Source organism: Nocardia bhagyanarayanae (genome assembly GCF_006716565.1).
Classification (GTDB): domain Bacteria; phylum Actinomycetota; class Actinomycetes; order Mycobacteriales; family Mycobacteriaceae; genus Nocardia; species Nocardia bhagyanarayanae.
Genome location: NZ_VFPG01000001.1, coordinates 1047876 through 1065528, shown reverse-complemented (window position 1 = coordinate 1065528; position 17653 = coordinate 1047876). Strand labels below are relative to the sequence as shown.

At 69.2% G+C, this 17653-nt stretch carries 12 protein-coding genes and 1 tRNA gene; 4 read left to right on the top strand and 9 right to left on the bottom strand.

Going from position 1 to position 17653, the window contains the following annotated elements:
* The first annotated feature begins 38 nt into the window (after nt 1-38).
* The 3 genes from FB390_RS04245 (at nt 39) to FB390_RS04235 (ending at nt 3599) form a co-directional block, all read left to right on the top strand.
* On the top strand, nt 39-1589 hold the full coding sequence (locus FB390_RS04245; protein WP_141807772.1) for an MFS transporter: 1551 nt from the start codon (nt 39-41) through the stop codon (nt 1587-1589).
* A 489-nt stretch (nt 1590-2078) separates the two neighbouring features.
* Nucleotides 2079-2570, top strand: coding sequence for a hypothetical protein (locus FB390_RS04240; protein ID WP_141807771.1), 492 nt, complete (start codon nt 2079-2081; stop codon nt 2568-2570).
* 360 nt (nt 2571-2930) lie between these two features.
* A complete protein-coding gene (locus FB390_RS04235) occupies nt 2931-3599 on the top strand; it encodes an arsenate reductase ArsC (RefSeq protein ID WP_141807770.1) in 669 nt (222 codons plus the stop codon).
* Between the two features lie 68 nt (nt 3600-3667).
* Here the strand turns inward: FB390_RS04235 and FB390_RS04230 are convergent, their stop codons facing one another.
* The 8 genes from FB390_RS04230 to FB390_RS04195 form a co-directional block, all read right to left on the bottom strand.
* On the bottom strand, nt 3668-4912 hold the full coding sequence (locus FB390_RS04230) for an FAD-dependent monooxygenase (protein WP_141807769.1): 1245 nt from the start codon (nt 4910-4912) through the stop codon (nt 3668-3670).
* Between the two features lie 148 nt (nt 4913-5060).
* Nucleotides 5061-6788: an allophanate hydrolase gene (atzF, locus tag FB390_RS04225; protein WP_141807768.1), complete on the bottom strand. Its 1728-nt coding sequence runs from the start codon at nt 6786-6788 to the stop codon at nt 5061-5063.
* Nucleotides 6785-10387, bottom strand: coding sequence for an urea carboxylase (gene uca / locus FB390_RS04220; RefSeq protein WP_141807767.1), 3603 nt, complete (start codon nt 10385-10387; stop codon nt 6785-6787). Before uca ends, atzF begins: the two co-directional genes overlap by 4 nt.
* 9 nt (nt 10388-10396) lie before the next feature.
* On the bottom strand, nt 10397-11104 hold the full coding sequence (locus FB390_RS04215) for a GntR family transcriptional regulator (RefSeq protein ID WP_141807766.1): 708 nt from the start codon (nt 11102-11104) through the stop codon (nt 10397-10399).
* An 819-nt stretch (nt 11105-11923) separates the two neighbouring features.
* Nucleotides 11924-12205: a hypothetical protein gene (locus tag FB390_RS04210; RefSeq protein WP_141807765.1), complete on the bottom strand. Its 282-nt coding sequence runs from the start codon at nt 12203-12205 to the stop codon at nt 11924-11926.
* Between the two features lie 158 nt (nt 12206-12363).
* Nucleotides 12364-12437 (bottom strand) — tRNA-Pro (locus FB390_RS04205).
* A 60-nt stretch (nt 12438-12497) separates the two neighbouring features.
* Nucleotides 12498-13412 carry a DUF8017 domain-containing protein gene (locus FB390_RS04200; protein WP_141807764.1) on the bottom strand — a complete coding sequence of 305 codons (915 nt, stop codon included), beginning with the start codon at nt 13410-13412 and terminating at the stop codon, nt 12498-12500.
* A gap of 121 nt (nt 13413-13533) precedes the next feature.
* Nucleotides 13534-14496, bottom strand: a complete 963-nt coding sequence (locus FB390_RS04195) for a metallophosphoesterase (protein WP_141807763.1) — start codon at nt 14494-14496, stop codon at nt 13534-13536.
* 166 nt (nt 14497-14662) lie between these two features.
* Here FB390_RS04195 and FB390_RS04190 point away from each other — a divergent pair, with 166 nt between their 5' ends.
* Nucleotides 14663-15127 (top strand): GatB/YqeY domain-containing protein, encoded by a 465-nt coding sequence (locus FB390_RS04190; RefSeq protein WP_141807762.1) that lies wholly within the window; start codon nt 14663-14665, stop codon nt 15125-15127.
* Between the two features lie 113 nt (nt 15128-15240).
* Here FB390_RS04190 and FB390_RS04185 read toward each other — a convergent pair whose 3' ends face one another.
* Complete coding sequence (locus tag FB390_RS04185) at nt 15241-17595, bottom strand: penicillin-binding protein (RefSeq protein ID WP_141807761.1); 2355 nt, start codon at nt 17593-17595, stop codon at nt 15241-15243.
* Nucleotides 17596-17653 lie beyond the last annotated feature (58 nt).

The following is a 17653-nucleotide window of genomic DNA, read 5'->3' as shown; positions in this document are numbered from 1 at the left end:
CGCACGCCGTACGGAACGGCTACTCGAAAGGGCTCCCGATGAATACGACCGATCTCGCGGAGGCGGCCGCGACCAGCCGCGACCCGCGGCGCTGGCTGATCCTGATCGTGCTGTGCCTGAGCACCCTGGTGCTGGTCATCGACAACATGGTGTTGAACGTGGCCATCCCGCAGATCGCCACCGACCTCGGCGCGAGCGCCCAGGACATCCAGTGGATCATCGACTCCTACATCCTGGTGTTCGCCGGACTGCTGCTCACCTCGGGCAGCCTGTCCGACAAGTTCGGCCGCAGGCTGGTGATGATCATCGGCCTCGCGCTGTTCGGTGCGGCGTCGGTCCTCGCGGCCTTCGCGACGACGCCCGAACTGTTGATCGCGGGCCGGGTGGTGATGGGCATCGGCGGCGCGCTCATCATGCCGAGCACCCTGTCGATCCTGATCACCGTCTTCGACGAGGACGAGCGTCCCAAGGCGATCGCGGCGTGGAGCGCGGTCGCGGTGGTCGGCATGGTCGGCGGACCGGTGACCGGCGGACTGCTGCTCGATCACTTCTGGTGGGGTTCGGTGTTCGTGTTGAACGTGCCGATCGTGGTGCTGGCGATCGTGGCCGCGCTGGTGCTGATGCCGGAGTCGAAGGGTCCGTGGCGCAAGCCGGACCTGCCGGGCATGGTGCTGTCCGTCGCCGGCATGACCGCGCTGGTCTGGACGATCATCATGGTTCCGACGCACGGCTTCACCGACAGCGGCACCATGACCGCGGGCGCCGTCGCCGTGATCTGCCTGGCGGGCTTCGTGATTCGGGAACTGACCACCGACTCGCCGATGGTGCCGCTCGGGCTGTTCGGCAACCGGGTCTTCACCGGATCGAGCTTCTCGCTGGTGCTGCTCACCTTCGCCAACGGCGGTCTGCTGCTCGCGCTCACCCAGTACCTGCAGTTCGTGCTGGAGTACACGCCGACCGAGACCGCGTTCGCGTTCACCCCGATGGCCGTGGCCGTGCTGGCCTTCAACGGGCTCGGCGCCACGCTGGCCGGCAAGGTCGGCAACCGCAGCATCACCGCCGTCGGCCTGACCGTGACCGCCGCGGGCTTCGGACTGCTCACCCTGCTGGAGCCCACCTCGGACTTCTGGCTGCCCGCGCTCGCCATGGCCGTCATGGGCAGCGGCTTCGGTCTGGCGATGCCCGCGACGATCGGGGCGCTGATGGGCGCGGTGCCCGGCGAGCACGCGGGCGTCGGATCCGCGCTCAACGACACCATCCAGCAGGCGGGCGCGGCCCTCGGTGTCGCGGTGCTCGGCGCGGTGCTGTCGAGCACCTACTCCGACGCGATGCCCGCCGACGCGCCGGAATCCGGTCGCGAGTCCATCTCCGACGCGTTGGCCATCAGCGCCGCCACCGGCGACACCGGTCTGGCCGCCGCCGCCCGAGACGCCTTCACCTCCGGCATGTCGACCACCTTCATCGTCGCCGCCTGCTCGGTACTCTGCGCCGCCGCGCTCTCACTGGTCCTGCTGCGGGAACGCAAGGACCCGGACGCGCCGATCCCGGAATCGGACGAGGACGCCGAGATGCTCGCCGAATCCCGCTGAGCGACCGACCAACGGCGGAGAGAAGCCGAGCGATCGAAGGATCGCGGACAGACAAGGTGCGCACCCGTACGGTGCGCACCTTTCGCGTTCCGCCACAACGGTTGTCGCTTCCGAAGCTGTCCCCGGACGCGAGGTCTCGTGCCACTCCGCCGGCGGCGTCCCGATCGAGCCGACCGGCTGTGGTCGGCGGATCGACCCCGAGGTAGACCTGGCCGGTTACGCGGCCAGGCTGCGGCTCACTACAGCAGACCCCACCAGTACAGCACTGCGGCAAGGATCCAGACCACCACGGTTTCCATCGTCGCTCCAATCATCGATCGCAACGATTCCATCATCGCTCGCGCGGCGGGGAAGTGTTAGCAAATCCGGATCTACCAGGCATTTCTCCCATACAAGGTGTTCTTAAGGGCGCGCCAAGACGCGGGCCGCATTGTTTGTGTCAACACCGGTTCGACCGGAACCCCGGACCTCACGAAGGACGCACAGACGATGATCGGCAAGCTGACCACCGCCCTCGCTCTCTCCGCCACCACCGCGGCGCTCGTGTTCGGCGCGGGCGCCGCCTCGGCCGACACCGGCGTCCCCGGCGTCGCGCTCACCGGCCAGGCGACCTGCACGCACAAGGACGACCGGATCGAGATCGAGATCGCCGCCCCGATCGTCTACGCGCAGTCCGGCTACCGTCCCGGCGAGCACCAGCAAATCCGGTACCGCACCGTCGTCTACGACGCCGCCCAGCACACGCTGGCCAGCGCGGGGGAGTGGGAGAAGGGCAAGGCCACCGATACCAAGCCCGCCGAGATGGACGACACCAAGGTCAAGGTGCTGCGCAACGACCCGAACGCCTACCAGGTCGTGCAGCAGGTCGAGTGGCTGGCGCCGGACGGGGAGAACCCGGTCGCCAGCGCGGATCTCGCCGCCACCGGATACCTGATCAAGGACGGCCGTACCGAACTCGGCACGTTCGAGTACTGCCAGTAACAGGGGGGAAGGGGGGAACAAGCCACCACCGGGGGTGGGGAACCGGGCTCGACCTGTCCACGAGGGGTGACAGGCCGGGCCCCGGGGATAACCCGGCCGGGTCGGTCCACGAGGGGTGACCGACCCGGCCGGATCTCCTCCGGCGGCGCCATCGACGGCTCTTCCTGGAGCTGGCGGGCGAAGGAGGATCGCCCCCTGCCGAAGGTAACCGTCCGGTCGCAGGCCAGGAGTCCCACCCGAAGGTATGGGCGGGCCGGTTCACGAGGGGTAACCGGCCCGCCCCATCGTTGTCACCTCGGTGAATCGCGTTCACGGTAAGTTCGTTTGCGGCGTCGGACGCGTGGCTGTCAGGCTGGATGGATGGAACGATCGGTCAAGCCGACCGGGCCTGCCTACCGCTTGCTGGCCCTCGATCACGAGATGCAGTTGAGCGCCGCCGAGAAGCGGCTGCTCGACGAGTTCGCCACCATGTTCGAGCCGGAAACCGTTGTGGCTTACCTCTTTTCGTCGTACGAGGAGTTCATCGCACGGGCCACGGTGACGCTGTACCTGCCGACACTGGCGGAGAAGTTCGCCCGCCAGCGACTGGAAGCGAGGGCGAGGCTGGAAGGCAAAGTGGCGCAACCCCGTCCGACTGTCTTGTTCCTCTGCACCCACAACGCGGGCCGTTCCCAGATCGCCCTCGGCTTCTTCAACCATCTCGCGCGCAGCCGCGCGGTGGCTTGGTCGGGCGGCTCGGAGCCGAGTTCGCGGCTCAATCCGGCCGCGATCGACGCGATGGCCGAGATCGGCATAGACATCTCGGGGGAGTACCCGAAGCCCTGGACCGAGGAGATCGTCCGCGCCGCCGACGTCATCGTCACGATGGGCTGTGGAGACACCTGCCCGCTGGTGCCGGGCCCGCGCTACCTGGAGTGGATCATCGAGGACCCGGCCGGATTGGAGCTCGAGGACGTGCGGCCCATCCGGGACGACCTGGGCCGGCGGGTCGAGGGTCTGCTCGCGGAACTCGGTGTGCCGGTTCGCTAGTCGCTTCGCTCGGCCGCGGACTGCGCCGAGTGAAGGCGTACCTCCGCCTGCACTCCGGCCATGCGTGGCTACCGACGGACCGCGTTCGGCTGCGCCGAATATGTGGGCAGATCGTAGGACTCGGTCGCGGTGAGCATCCGCATCATCAGCGGCTTCATCACCTTGGCGGTCATCAATCGCGCCACCGCGCGCCCCGCGCGGATCCCGAGCCGGGTTTTCGGGGTCATCGCACGCAGACCGCCGGGCGGCAGCTCCTGGGCCTTGGCGACGAAGGGGCGCAGCACCTCCTCGTAGCGGGCCAGTGCGGCTTCCGGATCGGCTGCGCGCGAGGCGATCTCACCGGCGAGCACGTACGCGCCGACCAGCGCCATGGCGGTGCCCTGTCCGGTCAGCGGCGAGCCGCAGTATCCGGCGTCGCCGAGCAGGGCGACGCGGCCGCGGATCCAGCTCGGCATGTCGATGCGGGCCAGTTCGTCGAAGTAGAAGTCCTCGGCCTCGGTCATCGCGGCGCTGATGGCGGCCGAATGCCAGCCGCCGCCCGCGAGCCGATCCCTGATCAATCGCTGTTGCGCGGCGACATCGCGGCGCAGCGCCGGATCGGCGGCGCCGCGCAGCATGACGATCGCCTTGCACGTCGCGGGGTCGGCGTCCGGTCGCAGTCCGATCCCGGTCGCGCCGACCAGTGAATGCATCGAGAACCAGTGCGGCTCGGTGCCTTCCGGCGTCGGCATGGTGAAGAACGACATGTATCCGCCCAGGTAGGTGGCGAAATCCTCGTCCGGCCCGAACACCAATCGCCTTGTCGCGGAATGCAATCCGTCGGCGCCGATCAGGATGTCGAAGCGCTCGACGGCGCCCGAGGCGAAGGTGACCTCGACGCCCTCCGCGTCCTGGCCGATCTCGGTGATCCACTCGCCGTAGCGGTAGTCGACACCGCCCGCCTCCGTCAGCGCGTCCAGCAGAACCTGGTTCAGATCGCCCCTGGTGATCTCGATTTCGGCGACGCCGCCTTTGCCGTCGAACAGTTCGGCGGGCACGCGCAGTTCCTCGCGGCCGGCGTGGTCGAGGTAGAGCATGCCGCGTTCGTCGAGCCGTCGGGCCACGATGCCGGGCATCAGTCCCATTCGCTCGGCGACCTCGCGGCTTGGTCCGCGCAGGTCCACCGCCTGCCCGCCGGGGCGCGGCGCGGCGGCCCGCTCGACGACGGTGGCGCGGATGCCCGCGCGAAGCAGTTGCAGCGCAACGGCATTGCCGCCGATGCCGCCGCCGCTGATCAGCACGCGGAGGGAGTTGGTGGTTGGGGTGATGCTCATGTCGGCGCTCCTGGCTCGAATGTCTTAGACAAATGTCTAACAGATGGGTTGCACGTTTGTCTAGTACAAATGTCTAAATCGGCGGAGGTGCAGACGCCGATGGCCCGGCAGCGGGTCGGCTGCCGGGCCATCGAAAGGGTGCGCGGGCTCAGTTCGCGGCGTTCAGATATGCCTTCCAGCCACCGAACTCGGTGATGTCGGTGGCGGTCAGCGCCGCGTCGTAGGTGCAGGCGAAACCGACAACGGACCGTCCATCGGCGAGTTCGATGCTGGTCAACGCCATGGGCGGGGGCAGCTCCGCCAAGAAGCCGCCGAGCCCGGCACGCGAGACGGTGAACAACTCGCCGAGGATCGGCGCGCCGCGGCCCGCACCGTGCCGGACCAGTCCCGGCTTGGCGGGGACGGTGTCGAGAGCGGTCAGCCGATAGGCATCGGTGGTGTGGATCTCGCCGGCGAACCGGGCGCCGATCCGCTCCAACTGCCAGTGCAGCGGCTGGCCGCGCAGGTGCGCGCCGAACACGGCGAGCTGCACCCCGTCCTCGATCAGTAGCGGCGCGTGCGCGAGTCCGCCGATGCGGGCGGCGATATCGATCGCGACCTGATCGCCGAAGGCCGGCGTCACCACCATCACGCCGAAGGGGGTGCCCGACGCGGTCGGTCGGCCGGGCACGGCGACGGCCGCCATGTCCAGCAGGTTGCAGAAGTTGGTGTAGGTACCCATGCGGCGGTTGATGCCGACCGGGTCCGCCTGCACCGCCGCGATACTCGGGTGCTCGGTGGTGGTCGGCAGCAGCAGCGCGTCGCAGTCCCGCAGCAGCTGCGCGGTTCTCGCGCGTGTGCGCGTCAGCGTGTCGAGGTCGGCGGCGAAAGCGGGACCGGTAGTGGACTCGGCCGCGCCGATGATGGCCGCCACCGTCGGATCCGCGCCCGCCGGACCGGTCGCCAGGAATCGCCCCACCGCGGCATAGCGTTCCGCGACGATCGCGCCGTCGTAGAGCAGCAGCGCCGCGTCCAGCAGCGGCGAGATGTCCAGCTCGACCGTCTCGATGCCGGAATCAGCTACGGCGGCAACGGTTCTGGCGAAGGCGTCGCGGTATTCGTCGCTCAGGGCGACGAGGTCCGCGGCCCGCGGCACCGCGACGCGCGGGGTTCGCGGCGCGGCGAACCGCACGTCGGCGGGCCAGTCGCGACTGCGCGGATCGTCCGCTTCGGGACCAGCCATCACCGCCGCGGCGGTGACCGCCCGGTCGAGGTCCGCGGCGAACACCGTGACGGCGTCGTAGTCCGCGCAGGCCGGGACGACACCGTGCGCCGGGATGATCCCGAGCGTGGCCTTGATCCCGACGATGCCGTGCAGCGCGGCGGGCACCCGGCCCGACCCGGCCGTGTCGGTGCCGACGCCGATGTCGGCGAGGCCGAGCGCGACCGCGACCGCCGAACCCGAGGACGAGCCGCCGGAGATCAGCTCGGGATGCTCGGCATGCCGCACCGCGCCGTACGGGCTCCGGGTGCCGACCAGGCCGGTGGCGAACTGGTCCAGGTTCGTCTTGCCGAGCACGATGGCGCCTGCCGCTTGGAGCCGAGCCACGGACGCCGCGGTGACGGTCGCGGTATAGGCGAATTCGGGGCAGGCCGCGGTGGTGGGCAGGCCCGCCACGTCGATGTTGTCCTTGACCGCGACGAGCTGTCCGGCCAGCGGCAGCGTCTCGCCCGCCGCGAGCCGCCGTTCCACTTCGGCGGCGTCGGCGGCGGTCTCGTGCTCGGGACGCAGCGTGATCCACACCTCGGGGCGGTCGACCTCGGCGATGCGCCGATACGCGGCCGCGACCCGCGCGGTGGGCGAATCCTGCTGGATACCAACGACACCTGCGGTCATTCGTCCACTCCGATCACGGCTAGCGGGGTACCAGGGGCCACCTTGGCGCCCGGCGCGGTCAGCACCCTGAGCACGGTGCCCGCGCCCGGACTGTGCACAGGCAGCTCCAGCTTCATGGCCTCCAGGATGGCGACCGGCGCGCCTGCCGCGAGCCGCTGCCCTTCCTCGACCTCGACTCGCCACACATTGCCGATCATCGGCGCCGTCACGACGGTGGCGTCGGGTGGCAGCCCGGCCAACGGGTCCGCGACGGATTCGAGCTGCTCCGGCTCCGTCGCCGTACGCTCGAATTCGCCCGCCGCGTGCCACGCCCGCTTCTCCGCCTCGAACGCGGCCGTCTGCTTCGCCTCGAATTCGGCGATGGATTCGGCGTTTTCGGTGAGCAGACGCAGATGATCGGCCAGCGCGAAGGTCCCATCGCTCACCTCGGCGTCGAACCGGCCCGCGGCCGCCGCCGCGCGATGCTCGAGCAGTTCCTCGGGGCTCACCGGCTCCCACACGATGCGGTCGAAGAACCGGAACAGCCAAGGGGTGCCCGGCTGGAAGGGCGCGGACTGCCGGTAGCTGGACCAGATCGGCACGGTCCGGCCGATCAGCTGGTAACCGCCGGGGGACGCCATGCCGTACACGCACAGGTACTTGCCGCCGATGCCGACCGCGTCGGAGGGTGTCCAGGTGCGCGCCGGGTTGTACTTGGTGGTCACCAGGCGGTGCCGCGGATCGAGCGGAACCGCCAGCGGCGCACCCAGATACACGTCGCCGAGGCCGAGCACCAAGTACTCGGCGTCGAACACGGTATCGCGAACTTGCTCGACGCTGTCGAGTCCGTTGATGCGCCTGATGAATTCGACGTTCGACGGCAGCCACGGCGCGGTGTCGCGAACACCGCTGCGGTAGCGGTCGATCGCTTCGGCGATGGAGGGGTCGTCGAAGGAGAGCGGCAGCCGGATGGTGCGGCTCGGCACCACGAGATCGTGGGTGGCGGGCAGCACCGCTTCCAGCTCGACCAGTGTGCCGAGCAACCGGTGCTGGGCGAGTACGTCGGGATCGAAGTGGATGTGCAGCGAACGGACGCCCGGGGTCACGTCCACGATGCCGGGCAGGCCTGCCGCGGCCAACGCCTCGGCGAGCGCGTGCACCCGCATGCGCAGACCGAGATCGAGCACCATCTCGCCGTATTCGACCAGGATGTTGTCGTCACCGCCGCGCAGGTACGCGACCCGCGGTCTGCCTTCGTCCTCGGGCGCCGTGCCGAGGACGCCGCGATCGCCGAGTGCGTCGCTGGTGGCGGAGACCGTCGCCTTCGCGCGCCGGTCGCCGGAGCGGCGCAGCGCGGTGGCCTCGGCGTCGTCCACGGGCACGAACCGGACCGTGTCGCCGGGGCGGAGCTGGCCGAGTTTCCACCGGTGCGCCGAGATCACGGTGATCGGGCACGCGAAACCGCCGAGGCTCGGTCCGTCCGGGCCGAGCAGGATGGGGGTGTCGCCCGAGACGTTGAGCGCGCCGACGCTGTAGGGGTTGTCGTGCAGGTTCGACGGATGCAGACCGGCGTCGCCGCCGTCGGCCCGCGACCAGGTCGGCTTGGGGCCCTCCAGCCGGATGCCGGTGCGATTGGCGTGGCTGCCGACCCGCCACGGGTGCGCCGCGAACTGCTCCATGTCCGCGTCGGTGAAGTAGGCGGGAGCGGTCTGCGGGCCGATGCCGACGGCCAGCTGCCATTCGTGGGTGAACTCGGGCCGCGTCTGCGCCGGAGCCGGTTCGGTCAGTCCCGCGCGGTCGGTGACGACGTGCAGAACATCGCCCGCAGCGACGGCTTTGCCCGTGGTGCCGCCGAATCCGCCGAGGGTGAACGTGGCCGCGCTGCCGTGATAGAGCGGGGCGTCGAGGCCCCCGCGTACGGCGAGATAGGTGCGCAGGCCCGCGTCGTTCGGTGCGCCGATGTCCAGCACCGAACCGGCGGGGATCGTGATCGGCTCCCACATCGGCGCGGGCTCGTCGTCGACGGTGACGGGTGCGTCCGCGCCGGTCACGCAGACCACCGTGGTGGCGGCGAAGCGCAGCCTCGGGCCTTGCAGCGTGCACTCCAGCGCTGGCACACCCGGCGGATTGCCGACGGCGGCGTTGGCCAGGGTGAACGAGAGGTCGTCCATCGGGCCGGACGGCGGGATTCCGACCTCCCACAGACCGATTCGGCCGGGAAGGTCCTGGATGGTGGTCATGGTGCCGCCGCGCAGCACGTCGATGCGTGGTGCGGTGGGTTGGATGTCGGCGAGCGTACCCGTGACGTGATAGGCCGCGCGGACCCGCGAATCCGTTGCCGCGGCGTGTAATTGGGCGAGATTGGTCTGGACGCCGTGGATCCGGGTCGCGGCGAGGGCATCGGCCAGATCGGTGAAGGCGGCGTCACGGGTGGGCCCCGCGGCGATCACCTTCGCCAGTAGCGGGTCGTAGTACGGGCTCACCTCGGTGCCGGTGTCCACCCAGGTGTCGACGCGCACGACGACGGGGAATTCGGCCGCCGTGATCAGTCCGGCGTTGGGCCGGTAGTCCTGACCGGGATCCTCGGCGTAGACGCGGGCCTCTACAGCCCAACCCGCTTGGGCGGGACCGGTTTCCGGCAGCACGTCCAGCATCGTGGCGTCGCCGCCCGCGAGCCGCAGCATCCATTCGACCAGGTCGACGCCGGTGATCGCCTCGGTCACGGGGTGTTCCACCTGGAGGCGAGTGTTCATCTCCAGGAACGAGGCCGCGCCGCGTTCGGCGTCGTAGACGAATTCCACCGTGCCCGCCGAGCGGTAGTCGACCGACTTGGCAAGTTCTCGTGACGCGGCGAGCAACTGGTCTGTCAGCTCCGCGCCGAGGCCGGGCGCGGGCGCTTCCTCGATCACCTTCTGATTGCGGCGTTGTAGTGAGCAGTCCCTGGTGCCGAGACTGACCACCCTGCCGTGCCCGTCGCCGAAGAGCTGCACCTCGACGTGCCTCGCGCGGGCGACGAAACGCTCCAGGAAGACGCCCGTCGAGGAGAAGTTCGTCGCGGCGAGGCGCTGGACACGCAGGTAGGCCGCGCGGAGTTCGTCGGCGGTGAAACAACTCTGCATGCCGATACCGCCACCGCCGCCGACGGCCTTGAGCATGACCGGGAAACCGATCCGCTCGGCCTCGGCCACCGCGTGATCGGCCGACTCCAGCAGTCCGCTACCGGGAATCAGCGGCACGCGGACGCGTTTCGCGGCCTCGCGCGCGGCGTGCTTGTCGCCGAAGATCCGCAGCTGTTCCGGCGTCGGGCCGACGAACGCGATGCCCGCTTCCGCTACTGCGGCGGCGAAATCCGCGTTCTCCGAGAGGAATCCGTAACCCGGGTGGATCGCGCCGGCACCGGTCGCGAGCGCCGCCTCGATCACCAGGTCGGCGCGCAGATACGACTCGGCCGCCTGCGCCGGGCCGAGCCGGACCGCGGCGTCGGCGGCCGCCACATGCGGCGCGGCGGCGTCGGCGTCGGAGTAGACGGCGACGGTCTTCAGGCCGAGCGCCTTCGCGGTGCGCAGTACCCGGCCCGCGATCTCGCCGCGATTCGCGACGAGCACAGTATCGAACTCCACCGTGACTCCCTATTCAGTTGCCATCGACATCGCCGCGATGGCGCGGGTGACCCGCTCCAGGACGACGTCCAGTGATTCCCCGATATGGGTGTGCAGCAGGCGATACGCCAGCGGCAGATCGTCGGCGAGCACCGCGTCGAGGATCGCGAGATGCTCGGTGATCGTGGTCTCGATCCGGTTGTTGACCATGAAGTCGTACATGCGCACGTGCCGGATGCGGGAGTTGACCGATTGCAGCGCGCGCACCAATTCGGCGTTGCCCGCCGCGGTGAGCAGGGTGACGTGGAATTCCTCGTCGCGCACCACGAAACCCGGTTCCTGCTCGGGCGGATCGGCCTGGAGTTCGAGCCAGCTCGTCCGCTCGGCCTCCAGCAGGGCGTGGTCGTGGCGCACCGCCGGATTGCCGATGGCGCGCTGAATACCGCCGAGCTCCAGGGTGATTCGCAACTCGTAGAGATCGCGGATGAGCGGGATGCTCGGCCGTACCGGGCTGAACCCGTACTCCTCCCGGCGCAACAGTCCGTCCGAGCAGAGCACGGTGAGCGCCTCGCGGATCGGAGTGCGCGAAATACCGAACCGCGCGGACAGTTTCGGCTCGGTGAGCCGCTCGCCGAACTTGATGTCACCGTTCATCAGCTCATCGCGCAACGCCGCATAAACCACGTCCCGCAACGGCCGCCCCGCCGCATCGGCCAGTGTGGTCACCCTTGTCGACATGCGTGTATACGCTATGGACCTCGCGTTTCCACCATGTGTCCGCAAGTTATCAAGCGGTAAGCGTCTCCTCACCGACCACCTTACCGCCGCCCCATATCGAAGCTCGGACTACGAATCCTCAAGGGGCCGAGGCGCTTTCACGCGCAGCGCCGCTAGTAATCCGCTGGTCGAGGGTGACCCGGGCGCGGGTGCCACCGCTCGTCGATGGTTACCCGGTCGCTGGGCGCCACCGCTCGTCGATACCGAACGGCGCGGCGTAGCGGCATGTGACGCGCCGACGCGACGCGCCGATCAATCCGAACGTTACTCCGGACATGCTGTGCGACAGGACAATTGACCGAGCGCATCGCATAAGGTGTGCACACCTCCCGTCGAGGGGCGGTGGACTCTGGTCCAGACACCGCGCCCAGAAGGGAGGTGGTGGGGAATGGCGAAGCATCGCCGGAAGAAGAGCAAGGCCCCGGTCGATTACGGCATCCTGTTCACAGCAGCTGTCGTGACCGCCGGGGCGCTCTCTCTGGTCCGCCGAGTGCGGGTCAGGTGACCCACCGGGTGGGGCGTCGTTCACAGCGGCGCTCCACCCTCTCGACATCACCGAAGTGACGCCCCGAACTATACCGCCTCGCCGTCGCCTCCGTCTCGAAAGCGTTCGCGGCCAGACGCGTGCGTCAGCGCAGTCCTTCGAGCAGGTCGCACATCAATTCGGTCGCTCGAGGACGTCCGCCGTCCACCTCGGCGAGGGTCGGTGAGAGCTCGGTGAGCGCACTGCACAGAGCCCTCGCCAGTGCCCGAGGTGCGAACCAGCAGCAGGGAGCTTTGTCAGGTCTGGACCGGCGTTGGCGTGCCCTTGATCCGGTAGACGACTTCGGTGCCCCGCTGGTTCGGAGTCCAGCCCCGGTGAAGCGCTCTGTGTATCACCATCGCGACCAAGCGTGGGGTAATGATCGTGCCGTGATCCACCCAGGTGACCATCCGCTGCCCGTGTCCCTCGGCTATCTCCACGACGATCGCCAACCCTGGCTCATCGTCCGGTGAGACAACCCACCGGTAGCGTTCGCCATCGAGGTTCAGGATCCGTGTTCCCCGCCGCGCGATTCCCATGTGCCGACTGAACACGCTTCCGCACCCGTTCTCAACGGATTTTGGGCCTTGGCCGGGGCCACGCGGCCACCGGTCGCGGTCGGCGGAAAGGATCGGGATATAAACGAAGGACCCCGACCTGGTGATCAGGGTCCTTCATCGTGTCTCAACCACACGAGTCGGGGTGACAGGATTTGAACCTGCGACCTCTTCGTCCCGAACGAAGCGCGCTACCAAGCTGCGCCACACCCCGTGAAGCGAACCTGGAGTAGCTTACAACAGGGATGGTCCAGACGTTAAACCGGCAGGTCAATCACCCTTCGTAGATGCGAACGCTGCGGAAGATCCGCTTGGCGGTCTCGGCGTCGACGGCGTTCGGGACGCCGGTGTCGGCGGCGATCACCATGACGAAGCTGCCGATGTCGGCGCCGGTGGCGAAGGTGTACACCGAGTACTCGGTGGCGCAGCCGGGCTTCGCGTCGGTGATGGCGCCCCTGGTCTCGACGAAGGTGCCGTGCTGGGCGCCGTCGAGGGAATCCAGTGGCTGCGGTGCGCCGGGGACGCCGCCCCCGGGCGCGTTGGGGTAGGCGATCTTCGCCGTCTTAGTGCCGAGTTCGGTTGCGGCGCGCACGGTGTCGGTGTTCTCCGAGCCGGTGACGAACGCTACGGTGCGCGTGGAACCGGGGCAGTAGTCCTTGCCCTCGGTGGCGTAGCCCTTCCCGCCGACGGCGTTGGGCGGCTTGCCGAAGCCCCCGGAGTCGCCGACGGTCCAGTCGGCGGGCACGTCGTACGCGGCGCCGCTATCGGGCGCGACGACGACTTGGTAACCCGGTACCACCGGCGGCCCCGCGTGCGTCTCCTGCCGCCGCGCCGGGGCTCGCGTGGCGGACGAGGTGGTCAGCGCGCTCACCAGCGACGGGGTCCCGTCGGCACTGGCCTCCTCCGGCCCGCCCGCGACGACCACGGCCGCCGCGCCCGCCGCCAGCACTGTCGCCGCGACTCCGACGCCTACCCAGGCCCGTGCGCCGCCGTTCCCGGACCGAGGGGACTCGGTCACCCATTGGGGAACCGACCCGTCCGCGGCGCTCCACTGCGGAGGCGGGCCACCCGCCAAAGGATTCGACGCACTCCCGAACTCCGAACCGCCCTGCGCCACCGTGTGGTCCGGAACTCCGGGCATGCCGATGACGCCGGGTTCGGTGCGCGGGCCGTCGAATCCTCTGCTCAAAGTCGTCCCCTAGTCGACTGATTCAAGTTTCGGCACGCGACCCTACCGGGTCGGCACGAGACGGTGCGCGCCCGGGAGCGCGGACAATCCCTGTGCCGCTTGACAATCGCCTAGCGGATGCTCAGCGCGAGACGGTCTCCGAAGTCGAGAGCCCGTGATTGCTCTCGGCGGCCGGACGCTTCGGCGGTGCGGCCACGAGGGTGAGCAGGGTGGCTTCGGGGCGGCAGCAGAAGCGGTAGGGCGCCCACGGCGAGGTGCCGATGCCGGCGGAGACGTGCAGCTGCGTGTGCTCGCCCCACTTCGACGGACCCTTGACGCGCGACTTGTCGATGCCGCAGTTGGTGACCAGCGCGCCGTAGCCGGGCAGCACCAGTTGGCCGCCGTGGGTGTGACCGGCCATCACGAGGTCGTAGCCGTCGTCGGCGAAGCGGTCCAGCACCCGCGGTTCGGGGGAGTGGGTGAGGCCGATGCGCAGATCGGCGAGCGGGTTCGGCGCGCCCGCGACCGTGTCGTACCGGTCGCGCTGCAGGTGCGGGTCGTCGACGCCCGCGGTGGCGATGCGGACGCCCGCGACCTCGAGATCGCGGCGCACGTGGGTGAGGTCGAGCCAGCCGCGTTCGGTGAACGCCGCCCGCAGGTCCTTCCACGGCAGCGGCGCGCCGTAGACGCGGCGGTGGTCCTTCTTGAAGTACTTCAGCGGGTTCTTCGGCACCGGCGCGAAGTAGTCGTTGCTGCCGAAAACGAAAAGGCCGGGGCGGGAGAGCAATCCGCCGAGTGCCTGCACCACCGCGGGCACCGACTTCTGGTGCGAGAGGTTGTCGCCGGTGTTGACGACCAGGTCCGGCTCCAGCCGATCCAGCTCGCGCAGCCACTGCTGCTTGAGCTTCTGACCGGGCATCATGTGCAGATCGCTGATGTGCAGCACGCGTAGGCTCGACGAACCGGGCGGCAGCACCGGCATGGTCGCCTCGCGCAGGACGAACGCGTTGCGTTCGATCAGCGAGGCGTAGCCGATTCCGGCTACCGCGGCCCCGGTGGCTCCCAGCGCGGTTCGGCGGACGGCGGCGGTCGAGATTACGGGCATTTGCCCAGCATAGGTGAGGGTGCCTCGGAACGCCGAGTGTGTTTCCGCACAGCGCCGCCGAATCGGCGGAGAGGGTCCGCGAGCAGCGGTAACGAGTGTTCGAGCGCGGAACCGCCACGGCGAAATGTGGTGGGCCGGGCGACGGCGACCGGCTACCGTGTGCCTCATGTCGGAACTCAAAGAACGGCTGCGGACGGACATGACCGCCGCGATGAAAGCCAAGGACACGTTGCGCCTCGCGACGTTGCGCATGCTGCTTGCCGCGATCCAGACCGCCGAGGTCGCCGGCTCGGAGGCGCGTGAACTCTCCGACGCCGAGGTGATCGCGGTGCTGCAGAAGGAGGCGAAGAAGCGCAACGAGTCGGCCGAGGTCTACACCCAGGCCGGTCGCGGCGAGCTCGCCGCCAACGAACACGCCGAGGCCAGGATCATCGACGAATACCTGCCCACCCAGCTGACCGAGGCCGAGATCGCCGACCTGGCCGACACCGCGATCGCCCAGGTCGCCGAGCAAATCGGCGAACGACCCGGTATGCGTCAGATGGGTCAGGTCATGAAGATCGCGACCGCGCTGGCCGAGGGCAAGGCCGACGGCTCGCGTATCTCCGCGGCCGTCAAAGCCCGCCTCTGACATAGCGCCCCGAAAACCAGAACCGCCGACCGGCAGCAACGCCGGTCGGCGGTTCTTCGTTTATCGGCACCACCGGACGGAGTCCGCCGACAGCCCGCGCATGGCCGGAGCGCTTATCTCGGCCACCAAGGCGGCAGCGGGAAGCCCGGCGGCAGCGCCGGAGGCGGCGGCAGCGGACCCGGAGCGGCCGGCGGCGGCGCCTGACGCTGGGTGCCGTCACTGATGTAGATCGTGATGACCGATCCGGGGATGGCCGAACCGTTCGGCGCGGTGCTCATCACACTGCCCTTGGGCGGCGGGCCCGCCCCGTTGACGGCCGAGACCTGGAAGCCCGCGGCGATCAGCGCGGTGGTCGCCTCGCCCTGCGACATGCCGACCACGTCGGGCACCTGCGAGTTGTTCGCGCCGCGGACGTACTTGTCGTCCAGCGGCGGCAGCACCGGCGGCGGGAAGTTGCCGATCACCGGCTTGATGGCGTTGAACCAGGTGCGCGCGGGTTCGTTACCGCCGAACAGGTTGCCGTCACCGCAGTTGCGCAGCGGGAACGAGCAGATCTCGCCGGGCGTCGGGCTGTCGCCGTAGACGTAGACAGCGGCGGCCAGCGAGTTGGTGAAGCCGAAGAAGGCCGAGGAGCGGTGGCTTTCCGTGGTTCCCGTCTTGCCCGCCATCGGCAGGTTCCAGCCGGTGGCCTGGGCAGCGGCCGCGGCGGTGCCCGCGGTGTCGTCCTTGCTCATCGCGTTGGCCAGCGTGTTGGCCAGGCCGGGCTCGACCACCTGCTCGCAGGCCTGCTGGGTGAGCGGAACCTGCTTGCCGCTGCGGTCGATGACCTCCTTGATCGGCGACGGCGGGCACCAGCGGCCGCCGGAGGCCAGCGTCGCGGCGACGTTGGACAGCTCGAGCGGGTTGATCGCGACCGGGCCGAGGGTGAACGAGCCGAGGTTCTGGTCCTTGATCATGTCGGCCAGGCTCTGGTTGCCGTGCCCGGAGCTGCCCGGGTTGGTGAACGAGCGCATGCCGAGCCGCACCGCCATGTCGACGGTCGGCGTGACGCCGACGGCCTGGATCAGCTTGACGAACGCGGTGTTCGGCGAGGTGGCCAGCGCCTCGGTCACCGACATCGGCGACTTGTAGCGGCCCGCGTTCTCGACACAGTAGGTGGCGGGCGGGCAGCCACGCGCGCCGCCGTTACCCATGCCGCGCGCGTCGAAGCGGCCGGGCACGTCGAGCTGGGAGTTGATGCCGAGGCCCTTCTCCATGGCGGCCGCCGTGGTGAACACCTTGAAGACCGAGCCAGCGCCGTCGCCGACCATCGAGAACGGCTGCGGTTGCACCGTCTCGTTGGCGTCGCGGTTGAGGCCGTAGGTGCGGCTGCTCGCCATGGCGACGACGTCGTGCGAGTCCTGGCCAGGCGCGATCACCGACATCACCTCGGCGATGTCGTCGAGGTTCGGGTTGGCCGCCTCGGTGACCGCGCGCTTGACCGAGTCCTGCACGGCCGGATCGAGGGTGGTCCTGATCAGGTAGCCGCCCTTGTCGATCTGTTCGCGGCTGATGCCCGAATTGGCCAGGTACTGCAGCGCGTAATCGCAGAAGAAGCCGCGATCCTGGGCGGCGATGCAGCCGCGCGGCAGGCCCTTCGGCTCGGGCAGCACGCCGAGCGGCTCCGACTTGGCCTTGCGGAACTCCTCGGCGCGCGCCGGGATGTTCTGGATCATCGTGTCCAGCACGGTGTTCCGGCGAGCCAGCACGCCCTGGGCATTGGTGTAGGGGTTCAGCTTGGAGCTGGACTGCACCATGCCCGCGAGCATCGCCGACTGCGGGACGTTCAGCTCGGCCGCGTCGATGCCGAAGTAGGTCTGCGCGGCGTCCTGGATGCCGTAGGACGAATTACCGAACGGCACGAGATTCAGATACCTGGTGAGGATCTCGTCCTTGGTGAGTTCCTTGTCCAGGGTCAGCGCCATGCGGATCTCGCGGATCTTGCGCGCCGGTGTGGTCTCGATCGCCGCGCGGCGTTCGGCGTCGGTCTTGGCGACGACGAGCAGCTGGAAGTTCTTCACGTACTGCTGGTCGAGGGTGGACGCGCCCTGCTGCACCTCGCCACTGGTGGTGTTGGTGAGGAACGCGCGCATCGTGCCCTGCCAGTCCACGCCGTCGTGGTCGGCGAAGCGGCGGTCCTCGATGGAGATGATCGCCAGCTTCATGTCGTTGGAGATCCGCTCGCTGGGCACCTCGAACCTGCGCTGCTCGTAGAGCCAGGCGATGGGAGACCCGTTCTTGTCCACCATGGTCGAGACCGCTGGGACATTGCCCTCGACCAGTTCCGCGGAGACGTTGTCCACGGCGTCGGCGGCCCGGTTGGAGACGAACCCGAATCCACCGGCGAGGGGGAACAGGAGCCCGGCGACGAGCACCGCGGCCAGCGCGCAGCTGCCCGCCAGCTTCGCGAGCGTATGTGTGATCGGCACATTCGACACGTTCCCAAGGGTACGGGTTGCGCTTCTCGCCCTCTCGGGTGTGCTTGTC